A 17119-nucleotide genomic window follows, 5' to 3' on the forward strand; every position below is an offset into this window, starting at 1 on the left:
AACAAAATAACTTTATTCTATGCTTATAAAAAAAATAGGATGTTTCATCTTGGCGACAACGCTAGTGACCTGTTCACAGGCAATGGACAACAACGTGGCCGATACGATCAGCGACGAAAAAGCAGAGCAGTTGGCGGATTCTATCCTGGCACAGCTTACGCTCAAAGACAAAATCCGGCTCTGTCATGGTAGCGGAACGTTTACCCTAGGCGCTATCCCGCGCGTCGGCATTACGAAAGAGTTTAAGATGAGCGACAACTCCAGCACGGTCCGCCCGGATGTGGAGCGTCTCAGCTGGAAAAACGGGAATGAAACCGCAACCGCCTTCCCCTCCCTGTCCGCACTGGGGGCAACGTGGGATCGCGAGCTGGTCTATCAATTTGGCGATGCACTGGGCAAGGAGGCGCGTGCCCGTGGTATGGATATGCAGCTTGGGCCGGGCGTAAACATCCACCGCACGCCCGTCTGCGGACGGAACTGGGAATATTTCGGGGAAGATCCGGCACACGCAGCCAAATTGGTTGTGCCGTATGTGAAAGCTGTTCAGAAAAATGGCGTCGCGAGTACGGTTAAGCACTTTGTAGCGAACAACCAGGAGCTGGCACGTCACTCCTGTAGCTCCGATCCGGACGAACGCACCCTGCGCGAGATTTATCTGCCGGCGTTTAAAGCGGCTATTTGTGAAGGCGGCTCGCTCGCCATCATGAACGGCTACAATAAGTTCCGCGGCGAAAAAGCCAGCCACAGCGACTACCTGAACAACAAAATCCTCAAGGGCGAATGGGGATTCAAAGGGCTCGTTGTATCTGACTGGGGTGGATTGACCGACACGCTGGGAGGCGCGCTGGGCGGCACCGATATCGAAATGAGCATGGGCGCGAATATTCGCCACTTCAAACAACCGCTGCTCGATGCAGTCAAAAACGGCTCGGTTCCTGAAGAAATCCTCGACGACAAAGTGAAGCGCATCCTCTATGTCATGGCGAAAACACAGTTTATCGGAAATGACGGCACCCGCGAAAAAGGTGCGTTGGAAACCCCGGAACACACCGAACTGGCTCGCGTCGTTGCCGAACAGGCCGTCACCCTGCTGAAAAACGACAAGAACGTTCTGCCGTTAAAGAGCGATGCGATTAAAAACCTGCTGGTAATCGGCGACAACGCCATCCGCAAACACTGCCCGGGCGGCGGAAGCGCGACGGCCAACCCAAAATATGAAGTCAGCCCGCTGGAAGGAATCAAAAATCGGGTCGGAAGCGGAGTGGATGTACAGTTCCGTAATGTAAAAGACAGCGACGGCAACATCGCACAGATTCCTGACGTATGGATCAAAACACTGGATCCGAATTCAAAACGCATAGGTCTGGGTCAGCCAGCATTCAAAGCTGAATACTTCAACAACACCAATCTGGCAGGAACGCCGGTGCATGTCCGCTACGACAAAGAGATCAACCTCAAAGGCGGTAAAGCATCGTTCCCACAAGGGGTCAGAAAAGATAATATTTCCGTGCGCTGGACGGCAAAAATCAGCCCGGTACAGAGTGGCGACTACACCTTTGGCGCAATGGTCGATGACGGGGTTCGCATCTTTATCAACAATCAGCCGATTGTGCAAAAATGGCAGGCAGGCGGAACGCGTCTACTCAAAGGCGAAAGCATTCGTCTGGAAAAAGGCAAAGAGTACGACCTGCGCGTCGAATATCTTGAATATACCGGCGCGGCCGTTTGCGAGTTCGGCATGATCGAAGAGGCTGTGTACGACTTCACTCAGCTAGCGAAAGAAGCCGCGGCAGCCGATGCGGTCATCTACTTCACCGGCAACCAGCACTACGGCTCTAAGAATGTCGAAACGGAGGCTGTAGACCGTAAAACTATGAACCTGCTGAAGTGCGACAATCAGGCTATTGAGGAAGTACTAAAGGCAAAGCCGGAAACCGTCATTGTCAACCTGAGCGGTGCGGCAGTGGAAATGCCTTGGATTGATCAGGCTGCCACGCTGGTGCAGTACTATTTCAGCGGACAGGAAGGCGGCAACGCCATCGCCAATGTGTTGTTCGGCAACGTCAATCCGTCCGGCAAACTCACCTTCACCATGCCGAAAAAACTGTCCGACTCACCGGCGCACGCACTGAACGACTACAACGACAAAGCGGTGGAATATAAAGAAGGCGTCTTCGTGGGCTACCGTTGGTACGATGCCAAAAAGATTGATCCACTCTTCCCGTTCGGGCACGGCCTGAGCTACACCACCTTTAAAGTCGGCAAACCACAACTATCCAAATCGTCGATCAAAGAAGGCGCGCCGGTCACGGTTAAAGTTAATGTGACCAACACCGGCAAAGTGGCTGGCGCAGAAGTGGTTCAGCTCTACATCGCCGCACCGAAAAGCGATATCGAACGCCCCATTCGCGAGCTGAAAGATTTCGGGAAAGTGTTCCTCCAGCCGGGCGAAACCCAAGCCGTAACCATGCAGATTGAATGGCAGGATCTGGCCTACTGGGACATGGAGCGCAGCCACTGGAACGTGGTTCCCGGCGCTTATCAAATTGAAATCGGCACATCGTCACGCGACATCAAACACCGCGCAACGCTGTCCGCCGGAAAAACGACGACCGCTGAAGTGTCCGATAAAGACGCCATGGATTTGGCTAACCAGATTCTCAAACAGCTGACACTGGAAGAAAAAGTATCGCTGACCCACGGTAGCGGCACCTTTACGGTCACCAATATTCCGCGTGTCGGCATCACGCACGAATTCACCATGAGCGATAACTCCAGCACCGTGGCCACGGACATCGAACGCAACAGTTTTCGCGGAACTCCGGTGGGGAACAAGCAGACGGCAACGGCGTTCCCATCCATGTCCGCACTGGGTGCGACGTGGGATCGTGACCTGGCCCACCGACTTGCGGGCGCACTCGGTCGAGAGGGACGGTTCCGAGGGAAAAGCATGCAGTTGGGGCCGGGCGCAAATATTCACCGCACTCCGCTCTGCGGGCGGAACTGGGAATACTTCGGCGAAGATCCGGCGCATTCCGCCAAAATGGTGGTTCCGTATGTAAAAGGTATTCAGGCAGAAAATGTAGCCGCTACGGTCAAACACTATGTCGGCAACAATTCAGAATGGGGCCGCATGGGTGTTGATGTGGATCTCGACGAACGAACCTTGCGCGAAATTTATCTTCCCGCCTTCGAAGCCGCCGTTAAAGAAGGTGGCGCGCTAGCGATGATGAGCGGGTTTAACAAGGTGAATGGCGAATATTGCAGTCACAGCGACTACCTCAACAACCAGATTTTGAAAAAAGAATGGGGCTTCAAGGGGCTCGTTGTCACCGACTGGGGCGGCGTGCACGGGACGGTCGCAGGGGCGCTCGGCGGTACGGATCTTGAAATGGCTGCGGGAGCGGGCATCCGCTTCTTTAAACAGCCACTACTCGACGCCGTTAAAAATGGAACGGTTCCGGAATCGGTCGTCGACGACAAAGCGCGTCGTGTTCTCTATGTCATGGCGAAAACCAAATTTATCGGCAACCACACCGATCGTGAACCGGGTATCTATGAAACGCCGGGGCATACGGCTATCGCCCTTAAAGTGGCCGAAGAATCAGTCACGCTGCTCAAGAACGAGAACCATATTCTGCCGTTAAATCCCGATGCGATGAAAACCGTGCTGGTCCTCGGCGACAACGCGATTCACAAACACTGCTCAGGGGGCGGAAGCGCGCGGGCACGACCGAAATATGAAATCAGCCCGCTGGAAGGAATTAAGAATCTGCTCGGCGATGGCGTTGAGGTCAAATTCCGCAATGTCCAAGGCGCGGAAGATCAGGTCAAGCAGATCCCGGAAACCTGGATCCGCACACTGGACCCGACGGCCAATCGGACCGGACTGGGACAGCCCGCCTTCAAGGTTGAATATTTCAACAATACGGAGCTCTCAGGAGCACCCGTTCACGTCGGTTACGACAAAAATATCCAGTTCAACAAAGACAAAACACCGGTTCCAGAAGGCGTGCGGCGCAAGAATATGTCGATTCGCTGGACCGCAACCATCAGTCCGAACCAGAGCGGCGAGTATCTCCTCGGCGCAGCGATCGACGACGGCGTCCGCATTTTCGTGAACAATAAACTCGTGGCTGAGAACTGGAAAGCTGGCGGACGGCGTATCGTCAAAGGCGCCATCTATCTGGATAAAAACAAGGAATATGAGCTGCGCGTGGAGTACCTCGAATTTGCCGGAGCCGCGATTTGTGAGTTCGGCATGATCCAAGATGCCGTGCGCGATTTCAGTGCCCTAGCCACCGAAGCAGCAAATGCCGACGCCGTCATCTACTTCACCGGAAACAACCACATTTATGTCACCCCCGTGATTGAGAGTGAAGGATGTGACCGTAAAAGCATGGATCTGCACAAGCATGACGATCAGGCGATTGCCACGGTGCTGAAAGCTCGACCCGATATGGTCATCGTCAACCTCAGCGGATCGCCAGTCGCTATGCCATGGATCGACCAGGCCAAGGCATTGGTTCAGTATTACTTCAGCGGGCAGGAAGGCGGCAACGCCATCGCCAACGTACTCTTCGGCAAAGTGAATCCGTCTGGAAAACTGACGTTTACCATCCCGAAAAAACTGTCCGATTCTCCCGCACATGCACTGGATGATTACAATGACAAGTACATGAAATACAAAGAGGGTGTCTTCGTGGGCTATCGCTGGTTTGATGCCAAAAACATCGAGCCACAATTCCCGTTCGGACACGGACTGAGCTACACCACCTTCAAGGTCGAGAAACCGAACCTCTCCCGCGAACAAGGAAACGTGATAGTGAAAGCTTCTGTAACCAACACCGGCAAAGTCGCCGGAGCGGAAGTCGTTCAGCTTTACGTTGCGCCGCCAAAAGGCGAAGTCGAGCGCCCAGTGCGCGAGTTGAAAGATTTCGGCAAAGTGTTCCTGCAACCGGGCGAAACCAAAACCGTCGAAATGCAGCTCACAGAACGCGATTTCTCCTACTGGGACATAGCAACTCGCGACTGGAAAGCCACCCGTGGAACCTACCGCATCGAGATCGGCACTTCCTCGCGCAACATCAAGCAAACGCGCACCTTTAAATATTAAAAATAATCTCCTGCTCAATCGCCCTAAAGGCCACGCTGTAGGGCGATTGGGCAAACCCTTAAACTGCGAAAAGAGGTACTATGTTGAACAAAAGCGCAATGATACTGGCCGGGCTTTGCCTGGCTGGAGCTAGTGTGGCCACCGAAACGAGACCACCCAATGTTATTTTTATTTATGGTGATGATGTCGGTTACGGTGATGTCGGCGTATATGGCTCCGAAAAAATACCCACGCCGAATATCGACCGACTGGCCAAAGCGGGCATACAATTCCTCGATGGACACTGCACCGCGGCAACATGCACGCCATCGCGCTTTTCGATGCTGACCGGCCTGTATGGGTTTCGACAGGGAGTCGGCATTCTACCACCGGATGCCCCGCTCTGTATTCCCACCAACATCCTGACGCTGCCGAAAATGTTCAAAAAGGCAGGATACGATACAGCAGTCATCGGGAAATGGCACTTAGGACTCGGTCAACAAGGAGTGAAAACCGACTGGAATGCAGCGGTCAAGCCTGGCCCCCTTGAGATCGGCTTTGATTACTCGTTCCTGCTACCGTCAACCAACGACCGAGTGCCCTGTGTTTACCTTGAAAATCATCATGTAGTGAATCTGGACCCGAATGATCCACTGTATGTGACGCATGAACCAGTGGCACCTGCTGGTTTTACGGGAACCGTCTATCCGGACGGACGCAAAAATCCGGAAGCGCAGACCTACTATGCAGCGGATCATCAGCACAGCTGTTCGGTCATCAACGGTATCGGACGCATCGGCTATCAGTGGGGCGGGAAGTCCGCGCTCTGGAACGATGAAACCATGGCGGATGAATTTGTTAATCAGGCGAAAAAGTACATTGCCGCTAAAAAAGATAAGCCGTTCTTCCTCTATTTCGCCTCGCAGGATATCCATGTGCCGCGCGCGCCTCACCCCCGGTTTCAGGGAAAAACATCCCTCGGCAAGCGTGGCGACGCCATGGTGCAGTTTGACTGGGTAACTGGCGAGATCGTGAAAACGCTTGAAGAACACGGGCTGCGCGAGAATACGATCATCATTTTCTCATCCGATAACGGGCCGGTTTACGACGACGGCTATAAGGATGGATCCACGGTTCGCCAATCATCACAAGAGGGAGACCACGGTCACGACGGATCAGGCCCCTACCGAGGCGGCAAATATCAGATCTATGAAGGCGGCACCCGAGTCCCCTTTATCATCAGCTGGCCTGCGAAAATCAAACCGGGCACCTCGAATGCACTGGTCAATCAAATCGATTTTATCGCATCGTTTGCCGATCTGCTCGAGGTTGAATTAAAACCAAACGAAGCGGTGGATAGCCGCAACATGCTCAAGGCATTTCTCGGAGACGATCCAATCGGCTTGCCGTTCATGCCCGAGGAGTCCTTCAGAACCTTAGGACTGAGGCGCGGACCGTGGAAATATGTGACCGGTCATCAGGAGGAGCTCTACAATCTTGAATCGGATATCGGCGAAGCCAACAATGTGATCGCGCAATATCCGGAAATGGCCTCAATCATGCGTCACACGCTTGGGCGCATCCGGAAAGAGGGACGGATACGTAAGCTTCCTGGCGACATTGAGCTGCCTGAATATGCTGCCTCAACGGAAGAATCTCACAATCCGGTTGAGCACGCATTCGACGGAAACGAAGCGACGCGCTGGGCCGCAACAGACCGTAAGGCCGGACACTGGTTGAGAGTTGATTATAAAAAACCGACCGCAGTCTCAGGCGTGCAGATCGTATGGGAACACAGCGATAAAAAATACGGATATATCGTGGAAGGTTCTGACGACGCTACATCGTGGGAAACACTGGCAGAAGGATATGCCGACACCCATGGCTCAAAACATAACGTCTCTGCCGAAAAGCGCTATTACCGAGTTAGAACAACCACCGAAGGCCCCTACATTTGGCCAAGTATCCGAAAACTCAATTTCGCAACCGAGCACGCCGAACAGACGGTTGCGGGCGAAGTGTCTGACGAACAGGCCATGAAGCTTGCGAACGAAGTGCTCGGCAAACTGACACTGGAAGAAAAGATATCGCTCTGCCACGGCAGCGGAACCTTTACGATCACTAATATCCCGCGCGTCGGGATTGAGCGTGAGTTCACGATGGTCGACAACTCCAGCACCGTGGTCGGCGATGTGGCGCGTATGAAATGGGGGACCACCGAGGAAGGCAAAAAGCAGACCGCCACCGCCTTCCCTTCCCTCTCCGCTGCAGGTGCGACTTGGGACCGTGAGCTGGTTCGGCAATTCGCGGATGCGCTGGGCAAAGAGGCACGCTTCCGCGGCAAGGATATGCAGCTCGGGCCAGGTGTGAATATTCACCGCACACCGCTCTGCGGCCGCAACTGGGAATACTTCGGCGAAGATCCGGCCCATGCCGCCAAAATGGTCGTGCCTTACGTTAAAGGGCTACAGCAAAACCATGTCGCTGCGACCGTGAAGCACTTTGCGGCGAACAACTCGGAATGGAACCGTTATCGAGTCGACTCGGATCCGGACGAACGCACCCTGCGCGAAATCTACTTCCCCGCCTTCGAGGCCGCCGTCAAAGAAGGCGGCGTACTGGCCGTGATGAGCGGCTACAATAAAGTACGCGGTGAATGGTGCAGTCATAGCGACTACCTGAACAACCAGATTCTCAAAAAAGAGTGGGGATTCAAAGGATTAGTGGTAACCGACTGGGACGGCCTGCACAGCACGATGAAAGGGGCACTCGGCGGCACGGATCTTGAAATGAACATGGGCGCTAATATCCGCTACTTCAAAAAACCGCTGCTCGAGGCAGTGAAGAACGGAACCATCCCGCAGGCAGTGCTCGACGACAAAGTCCGGCGCGTGCTGTATGTGATGGCGAAAACCAAGTTTATCGGCACCCACACCGACCGCGAAAAAGGCGCGTATGAAACACCGGAACACACCGCCATCGCGCGCAAGATCGCTCAGGACGCGATCACCCTACTCAAGAACGAGGATGACGTACTGCCGCTGAACCGCGAGGCAGTAAAAAGCGTTCTCGTCATCGGCGACAATGCCATCCGCAAACAGTGCCCCGGCTGGCACAGCGGTCGCGCCAACCCTAAACATGAAGTCACCCCGCTCGAAGGAATAAAAGAGCTTCTCGGCGACAACGTGCAGGTGACATTCCGCAACGTAAAAAGCGCGGGCGATCAAATTAAACAGCTCCCGGAAACCTGGATTCTAACACAGGATCCGAACTCCAAGCGCGTCGGGTTCGGACAGCCGGCATTTAAAGTTGAATATTTCAACAACACCGAACTCACGGGTGCGCCGGTTCATACCGCATACGACAAGCACATCGATTTCAACAAGCGCAAAAAACGGCTCCCGGAAGGGGTGCGCCAAAACAACATCTCCATCCGCTGGACCGCAACCATCAGCCCGGATCAGAGCGGAGAATACGTACTCGGCGCCAAAATCGACGACGGGGTGCGCATTTTTGTAGACGGCCAGCTGGTCGCTGACAACTGGCGGCCCGGTGCAAAACGGATTGCCAAAGGAACGATTCAGCTGGAAAAAGACAAGGAGTATGCCCTGCGCGTGGAATACCTCGAAATTGCCGGCGACGCGCTCTGCGAGTTTGGGCTGATCGAATCTGCCCAGAGTCTTACCGCGCTGGTTGCGGAAGCGACGCAGTCCGATGCCGTGATCTACTTCACCGGAAACAACCACGACATGAGCCAGCCGGTCTGTGAAGGCGAAACGGTCGACCGCAAAAGCATGGCACTCTACCCGCATGACGACCGCGCGATTGCCGCGCTGCTGAAAGCCAAACCGGATGCCGTTATCGTCAACCTCAGCGGGGTCGCGGTCGCGATGCCGTGGATCGATGAGGCCAAGGCGCTGGTTCAGTATTACTTCAGCGGACAGGAAGGCGGCAACGCCATCGCCGACGTGCTCTTCGGTAACGTCAATCCGTCCGGCAAGCTGACGTTTACCATGCCGAAAAAGCTGTCCGATTCTCCGGCACATGCACTGGATGATTACAATGACAAGTATATGAAATACAAAGAGGGTGTCTTCGTGGGCTACCGCTGGTTTGATGCCAAAAACATCGAGCCACAATTCCCGTTCGGACACGGACTGAGCTACACCACCTTCAAGGTCGGAAAACCGAAACTCTCCCGAGAAAAAGGAAAAGTGATAGTGAAAGCTTCTGTAACCAACACCGGCAAAGTCGCCGGAGCGGAAGTCGTTCAGCTTTACGTTGCGCCGCCAAAAGGCGAAGTCGAGCGCCCTGTGCGCGAGCTGAAAGATTTCGGCAAAGTGTTCCTGCAGCCCGGCGAAACCAAAACCGTCGAAATGCAGCTCACAGAACGCGATTTCTCCTACTGGGACATAGCAACTCACGACTGGAAAGCCACCCGTGGAACCTACCGCATCGAGATCGGCTCTTCCTCGCGCGACATCAAGCAAACGCGCACCTTTAAATATTAAAAATAATCTCCTGCTAAATCGCCCTAAAGGCCACACTTTAGGGCGATTACCATACGGGAGTCATTGGGAAGTGGCACCTGGGTCTGGATGAACCGCTCAGGCCAAACAGCCGTGGGTTTGATTATTTTTTATGGCTTTCTCAACGGTGCTCATTCGTTTACGCATGCTCATAAAAAGTGGGGGAAGCACCCTGAATTGTGGCCGATCTGCCGGAACCGTGAACCGTTGGATTACCGAGGGTATCGAGGGTATCGAGGGTATCGAGGTCACACGCCTGGGCGCATGGATACTGGTGCCATCGCTCTGACGGCGGCTCTTTCATCGATGCCTTACCTGCCAGACGAGGTCTATCGCTGTGCGATCGAAATGTACAAACGGGGGAATCTTCTTTGGGGGGCTTTTGGCTTTTACGATGCTTTCAACCCCTCCAGAAACTGGGTGGCAAATGCCTATCTTGGGATTGATGTAGGGCCAATTGCTCCCATGATCGAGAACCAACGGACGGGAATGTGCTGGGCGGTTTTCATGCGCGCTCCTGAAGTGAGAAAGCTGACCCGGCTTATTCAATAGCAGCTCTTGTAGCAGGATTGGAACATGTGAGCTCATAGGTTATTACGACTGAAAAAAAAGATAGCTTTTTTCTTGCGATGTTACCTATATCATATAAATGAAATCTTATTGGATAGTTGTAATGCGAAATGTTATCGCACTGATGCAACGTCCACCTCATCCAGCCCAATATACAACACCATGAAACCAACATCGACATTAACTCTTGTTGCCCTGTTTGCAGGTGCATCAGTGACTCAAGCTGCGACAACTCTTATTGCAGGGGATACAGGAGACGGCAATTTTGAAGCGTCAGCTTCTGGCTCAGCACTTGATGCGAGTGGTCACTGGGTCCAAAATGGAAGCAATCCAATCATTCAGGAGGCCGTATGGGCAGCAGAAACAGGTGATAAGGGGGCGTGGATCAGAGGTTGGGTCGCCAATCTCGACGGTAACTTTCATCAAGATGAAACAGTTTCTGCAGGTGGGCAGTATGTTTTGGATGCCGGATTCAAATTGGAAAGCAACTTCAAATCCAACGGAGGTACGGTTGGAATGGCGCTCATATGGCTTGATGGAACAGCTACCGAGATTTCACGTGTGACTGTTGATGTGTCGTCTCTCGCCAGCGACAGTAACTGGCACCACTATGATACATCAACGGTTACCGCTCCGGCAGGAACCCTTCAGGCACGCGCCTTCTTTTATTACGCAACAGATGACAATATTGAAAATGGATCCCAGGCTTCGGCCTTTGTTGATAATGTCTCACTGGTAGCCGTTCCCGAACCATCGTCCGCGGCATTGCTCGGGCTCGGTGGCGCAGCCCTACTTATGCGCCGACGCAAATCATTTTAGTTCTCCTGAACCAAATATCAGGATAAATATTGCTTATCAACCAGTCCCTGTCACCGGGGGCTGTTTTTTTTGAAATGCAGCAAGCTCAAGGAGCGTTTTCATCATACAATGATGTTTTTTTTCAGCTTACGTGCAATCCGGGCTCGAAGGATGCCACCCATCCAGGGCAAGATTGTTGAAATTAAATATTGCCATCTGACGCTCTGGCGATACATTGTGATGACTAAATGATACCGTTAACATTAACGCTGTGAAAATTTCAACTGCCGTCATCCAGATTCGCCAACGTCCCGTTCAACGGGGAGGCTTTGCTCTGGTGGCTACGATGTCGGTGATGGTAATCTTGTTGATGGTAGCGCTCTCCATGTTGAGCCTGTCGACCATTACACTGCGTGAGTCCGGGCAGGATGAACAAGTGCAGGTGGCCCGAGCCAATGCTCGCTTGGCTTTGATGCATGCCATTGGGGAGCTGCAGCTCACCATGGGCCCTGATCAGAGGGTGTCAGCCGAAGGGGCAATGACGGGAGAAGCCGGTCATGGTAAGTCGCATTGGGTGGGGGCCTGGAGTTCGGAGGATGAGGATGGGGACGATGAGCCTGATGGAACATTTGAAGGTTGGTTGGTTTCTAGGGCCTTAGGGGGGGAAGTTTCCTACGAGAGCATCCAGTCGAATGCTCCGACAGGCGATCAAACATGGGTGCGTCTGGTGGGTGCAGGTTCCGCGAATACGAAGGTCGATACCAAAAGCGAAGTGCTTGTCGAACGGGTGCGAGTGATGGGAAGAGAATCAGGGATGGCCGGTTCGCGCCTTGCAGGTCACTATGCATGGTGGGTCGGCGATGAGGGGGTCAAAGCCAGGGTGGATATGCAAAATATCCAGCAAGATGCTAATCTGGCTTCGCAGGGGACGCAGCGATCTTCAATCGAGGTCATCCCGGGTTTTGAATCCGTGGATAGCACGGGGCATGAAATCCGCAAGATGGTGACCACCGGTACCGCAGGTAAATTGAGAGGTGCCTCCGTTCAAGCATTGAAGGATCATTTCCACAGCATGACGGTGCACTCGTTGGCATTGCAGACGGACACGAGACAGGGGGGACTAAAAACGGATTTGTCTTTGCTTTTTGAAATGACGGATGAAGATTTCGAGGCCATTGATCCCGCCAATTACGCGCCCTACGTCAATGCACAAACACCGGTCAGTGATGCAAAAGAAATACCCAAAGGACTCTTGTTTTATGATCAGGGAATACATGGACCTACGATAGACCTGCTCCGTAATCATTATCGTCAGTATAAAACAATCAGGGGAGATGGTGCGTCTCCCATGAAAGTGGCCCATGCCAGCTTCCCTAATAAAACCGAGTTTGGCCAGGGAATGTGGCGTCGTACGGCCTGTATTCATGCTTGGCACTGGGGCTTACATACCGATCCTAATACGAGCAAAAGAATCAAACCCGTTTGGTGGGGATCTGGAGATTTTCCAGTGACGCGTTTATTGAAAGGCAATGTCACTCCTTATCTAAACCGTGTGATGATGTATTTCAGTGTGCAGGCGGTGCCTCTTGCTGATGCTACACCTGATGATTTTAGTGATGATACATACAATCTGCACTTGAAGCTGCAGCCAATTCTTTATGTGCACAACCCTTACAATGTCAGAATGCGTGTGGACGGTATGCGCTATCTGAAGAATATTTCTGAAGCGCAGCTGTGGATTCGTAAAAATCGAAGTTGGCCAGAGAAGATTGATTTCGGATCTTTGTTGGATGCCAATGATGAAGCCAAGCCTATTACCAGCGGCGATCGCAATGGTGAAGCTCAGTTTGTGGTCGACCATGCTGTGGATTTTGCTCCAGGCGAGATGAAAATCTTTGTGCCAAGCCGCCAGCAGAGTTGGGGAACTGCGATGAAAATGAAAGAGCTCGGGGATGCCTTTCAGCCTGATGAAATGGCACTCACCGTCGATCTGACCTACGTAACGGGAAATGGGGGTGGGCCGACAGCTGCCATTTCACAGATCCCTTCGGGCTCTCAGCTCCAGATATCACTGCGGTGGGGGGCATACGCCAAGGAAGATTTTGAACTCTATGAACATGCACGGGGCGGATACAATACAGTGTGGAGCGGTTTGTCGCAGTGGCGCCCACAGTATTCGACGGGGGCGTTGACCACGAACGGTTGGAGTGATGCTTGGAACGCTCCTTCCCACCATGTCGAAGACCTGATGACGATCACTCCCGTTGTTGTTGATGACCGGTTTGTGAAGCCAGCAAAGTTTGATCGCTACGAGACGACCCCAAATGGAAACAGGTCGGTAGCTACGGTTGTGGGCCCATCTTCTTTCGTGATGGGCAACCCGCTGAGCTCTTCGGATTCGAATGTGCTGGGGGTGATTTCGAATTGCAACAGGATTCCAGGGGCTGGGATGTACTCGAATATTACCCATTCTCACATGGATTACGGGCAAGTAGGCTACCCGTATTTTCAAAATGCATTTATCGATAACTACGGAACATGGGGGAGCAACAATGGAGCGGCAGGCGAGCGTTACTCGACCGTGCTGGAAGTCCCGACCGCCCCGGTTTTTTCTCTGGGAGCGCTTCAACACGCAAACATCGCGGTAGAAGGATACCAGCCGGGTTTGGCGATAGGAAATTCATTGCCGAACTTGACCATGAGAGATCACACAAAAATAGTAGAACCCGTCTTTGGTCAGCAAAATTACGATTTGTCCTATATGACCAACAGAGCCCTCTGGGATGCTTACTTTTTTTCATCCATCACACCCCGGCCTGAAGACGCGTCATATGCTTCGCTAACCCTCGCCCCGATCAAGGATATTGAACGTGTTGTTTCAGAATTTGTTTCAGGGAAAAAGCCTTTGGGGAATAGCCGCATGCGCTTGATTACTGATCAATCGCAGGGGGCGAAGAGAGAACAAGAATTGAAGCATTTTCAGATGAGCGCCGCGCACCTTGGAGTTGCGGGTGGTTTCAACGTAAATTCCACATCAGTGGAAGCTTGGAGCGCGTTTTTGTCAGGTTATCGGGATGCCACCCTTCGTACTGCGAGTGGGGTCGATAAAAATGATGAGGTGAGTGCTTTTCCCCGTATGACCTTGTCGGTGGATAAAGGGGGGCAAGATCCTGTAGCTGATAACGAAAGGGCGTGGACGGGTTTTTCACAGCTAAGTGATACACAGGTCGAGGAACTGGCCAAGGAGATCGTAACTCAACTACAAAGCAGGGCGAAACTTCGTAAGGGGGAAGCTGCTGTCACCCCATGTTTGACCATGGGGCAGTTTGTCAACCGGATGTTGACTGGTAATGACGAGGTAAAACAACGAGGTATTCTTCAGGCGGCTATTGAGGTGAGTGGCCTCAATGAGACCATGGACAACTATGGTACCTATGATTGCTCCCTTTACGGCTCACAGCCTGAGCAACACGCATACCTTGGAGATGGAAAAAATACGGGTATCTCGGCGGCTAGTTCGTCACCTTCCTATGTCTTGCAGGGCGACATACTTCAAGCTCTTGGCGCTTCCATGACCGTTCGGTCAGACACCTTTATTATTCGGAGTTACGGTGACGCGGTTGATGCCAATGGAGAAGTGACGGCCCGTGCTTGGTGCGAGGCTATCGTTCAGCGAGTTCCTGAACCTGTGATTGCAGATACCGATGATGTTTGGCAGCCTGCCGATCAAACGTTTGGGCGGCGGATGAAAATTGTATCATTCCGATGGCTCAGCAAGGAAGAGGTTTAAAGGTAATTTAGAAAGAGAGTTGTATGCACTATAGGTATTTATTTGTCGTACTGTTTACGATTTTGCTGGATTCTGGGATGGCCAAAGGGAAACAAGTGGATATCCAGTTCAGGACCTTTTCTGTTTCGGGAGACCTCAAGGGGATTCATTATTACACGGACAATGGTTCTGTCGAAATAGAAGTACCTAGTGGTAAGCGGTCGGCTCCGTTCAAGTACAGAGGGGAGAGGGAAATGATTTTTTTCAGAAAGCGTGATCAAGTTTCCGGTCAAGAAATTGTCCCTCTCGCCAAGGTAATGCTGCAGGGAAATCTTCGGAACCCCCTGCTTGTTTTTATTCGCCAAGGTAAGGACGGGGAGTCAGATTTACCCTACAGTCTTAAAGTGCTAGAAGACGATCCTCGTGATTTTACTGATGGGACAGTGAAGCTGATGAATCTTACAAACAAACCATTGCACATTGAGTTAGGTCAGGGCAGGGAGATAGATCGGGTGCTGAAACCATATCAGATTCTAAGTTATCGTTTACCTGAAGGCTTCAAGGGAAACCTGCCGCTGAAAATTTCGATGCGTTACGGTAAGCGTATGGAGCCTCTGATACGCTCCAGAGTTTTTCCAAGCATCCATGCGAGGGATATCTATTTTATATGGCCTAACCAAAGGAAAGGTGCGGGGAATAAAGTCAAAATTGCCACCTTGCGTGAACGAGGTGATACCGCTGGGGTGAGATTGGACCTCTAGTCAGGCCAGCCTCAATGATGCGCGGGGGCATTTGGAAGCAACTTTCAGTCTGCCTAATTATGTGTTGGCAAGTGAGCCATATCCCCAAAACGGAGCAAGCCCTTGAGTGTTGATACTCAAGGGCTTGCATATGGTACGCAGACTGGGACTCGAACCCAGGACCAATTGGTTAAAAGCCAACTGCTCTACCAACTGAGCTATCTGCGCTTTGGTTGGATTTGGTGTCGTTCGGCTGTTTGAGCCGCGCGGCGGCGGCAAAATACATTTTTTTCTCAGGATGGCAAGATACTTTTTACCTTTTTTCGCATTTTTTTGATGCCATAAAATGCCTCTGTGTCTTGTCGCTGGATCAAGCTAGAAAGGAGGAAGCTCCTGGGCATCATTCTCGATTACAGCAAGGCCTTCAATCTCAATGAGCCAGCCCGGTCGGCAGACCGGCGCTGTGACAATTTCGAAGGGAAGTTCTGGGAATCTACGTGCAATTTCCGGCCGCACGACAACTTCGTCCGCAGGGTCTCGCAAATAGACAATGAACACTTGCATGTCGTCCAGCGTGGCGTCGGCCTCGAGGAGCAGGGCCTCGATGTTTTCCAGTGTTCGTTCAAGTTGGCGATGGATGTCCCCGCGGTGCAAGGTGACGCCTTGGTCATCAATGCTCGCTGTGCCTGAAATGAAGATCTGGGTACGATCCCGGTAATCAATGGCTGTCGCGCGCTCAAAGGCAACGCCATACACGTGTGTTGGGCTGAGGTGCTTGAGTGCGTGGAGATAGCGAATTTGCTCTGGTTTTAGCCCCCCAATTGCGTATGCATCCAGCAAGGTGTTGGTTGGTGCATCCGTATAGCCCCCCTCAATTCCTGTGCTTGCAATGTAGTGGGTGTCTGCAGACAGGCCTTCAGCTTCAAATACTTCGTTGCGGGCATCCACCATCCCGGCATAATTATTGTCTACATTCTGAACAAAAAACCAGGTCCTCACCACATGGTCGGCCAGTGTCATTTGCTCGGACTTGAGAAAATCTCCATATTTTTTGAAGATCCCTTGAGTTTGGGCGTGAGAATCCACAGATTCCGGAGAAGTGATACCTGTGCTCCAATGGTGAGTGAGGTCTTTTCTTTTCAGACTCAGGGTCCGGTTGTTGTAGGATTTAGAAAGCTTTTCTCCCGGAATACGGAGGTGGGATGCCCAAAGGGTGACTTTTGACGGGGGCGCTGGAACTTGACGAACCCAGGAAATGGCACAGTTCTGGTTTGGCACATCGGGGTCGGAAAAGCTTTGGCCTCTGAGTGCGGCTTCCTGATTAATCAGGTCACTACAGAGAAATCGACGCCAGACGGCGGAATCCATCTCCAGGCCCATGGATTGAACGGCTTGTTCGTATGCCTCGCGGACCCATTTGAGTTGAATATCAAAATGGGCGTATTCGGTGGGGCGGATCATCCACTGGATCTCTTCCACTCCATCCTTGCCGCGGAAGCGCGAAAATTGGATAGCGACGGGCAGTGGTCGGTGGGAGTCCGGATTGGGCTCGCTAAGATTGTTTTTTAGGATCACGGGTGACATAGGTCTGTAGGTGACATTATTACGGATGTCGAGC

General features: G+C 52.5%; 7 protein-coding genes and 1 tRNA gene. 6 read left to right on the forward strand and 2 right to left on the reverse strand.

Translation table 11 applies throughout. The features are described 5' to 3' along the window. Window positions 1–94: 94 nt before the first annotated feature. The 6 genes from HW115_RS01145 (at window position 95) to HW115_RS01170 (ending at window position 15522) form a co-directional block, all read left to right on the forward strand. Complete coding sequence (locus HW115_RS01145) at window positions 95–5116, forward strand: glycoside hydrolase family 3 C-terminal domain-containing protein (RefSeq protein WP_178930743.1); 5022 nt, start codon at window positions 95–97, stop codon at window positions 5114–5116. 80 nt (window positions 5117–5196) lie between these two features. Then, window positions 5197–9606, forward strand: a complete 4410-nt coding sequence (locus HW115_RS01150) for a sulfatase-like hydrolase/transferase (RefSeq protein WP_178930744.1) — start codon at window positions 5197–5199, stop codon at window positions 9604–9606. 87 nt (window positions 9607–9693) lie between these two features. After that, a complete protein-coding gene (locus tag HW115_RS01155) occupies window positions 9694–10176 on the forward strand; it encodes a glucoamylase family protein (protein WP_227021205.1) in 483 nt (160 codons plus the stop codon). 180 nt (window positions 10177–10356) lie between these two features. Then, window positions 10357–11013, forward strand: a complete 657-nt coding sequence (locus HW115_RS19670) for a PEP-CTERM sorting domain-containing protein (protein WP_227021206.1) — start codon at window positions 10357–10359, stop codon at window positions 11011–11013. Between the two features lie 250 nt (window positions 11014–11263). Continuing rightward, window positions 11264–14782, forward strand: coding sequence for a hypothetical protein (locus tag HW115_RS01165; RefSeq protein WP_178930746.1), 3519 nt, complete (start codon window positions 11264–11266; stop codon window positions 14780–14782). 77 nt (window positions 14783–14859) lie between these two features. Continuing rightward, on the forward strand, window positions 14860–15522 hold the full coding sequence (locus tag HW115_RS01170; protein ID WP_178930747.1) for a hypothetical protein: 663 nt from the start codon (window positions 14860–14862) through the stop codon (window positions 15520–15522). A gap of 131 nt (window positions 15523–15653) precedes the next feature. On the opposite strand, the gene HW115_RS01175 is transcribed toward HW115_RS01170, so the two are convergent. Further along, window positions 15654–15729, reverse strand: a tRNA-Lys gene (locus HW115_RS01175). A 147-nt stretch (window positions 15730–15876) separates the two neighbouring features. Then, window positions 15877–17085 (reverse strand): Rid family hydrolase, encoded by a 1209-nt coding sequence (locus HW115_RS01180; RefSeq protein ID WP_178930748.1) that lies wholly within the window; start codon window positions 17083–17085, stop codon window positions 15877–15879. Window positions 17086–17119: the final 34 nt, after the last annotated feature.

This window comes from Oceaniferula marina, assembly GCF_013391475.1.
In the GTDB taxonomy this organism is placed as follows: domain Bacteria; phylum Verrucomicrobiota; class Verrucomicrobiia; order Verrucomicrobiales; family Akkermansiaceae; genus Oceaniferula; species Oceaniferula marina.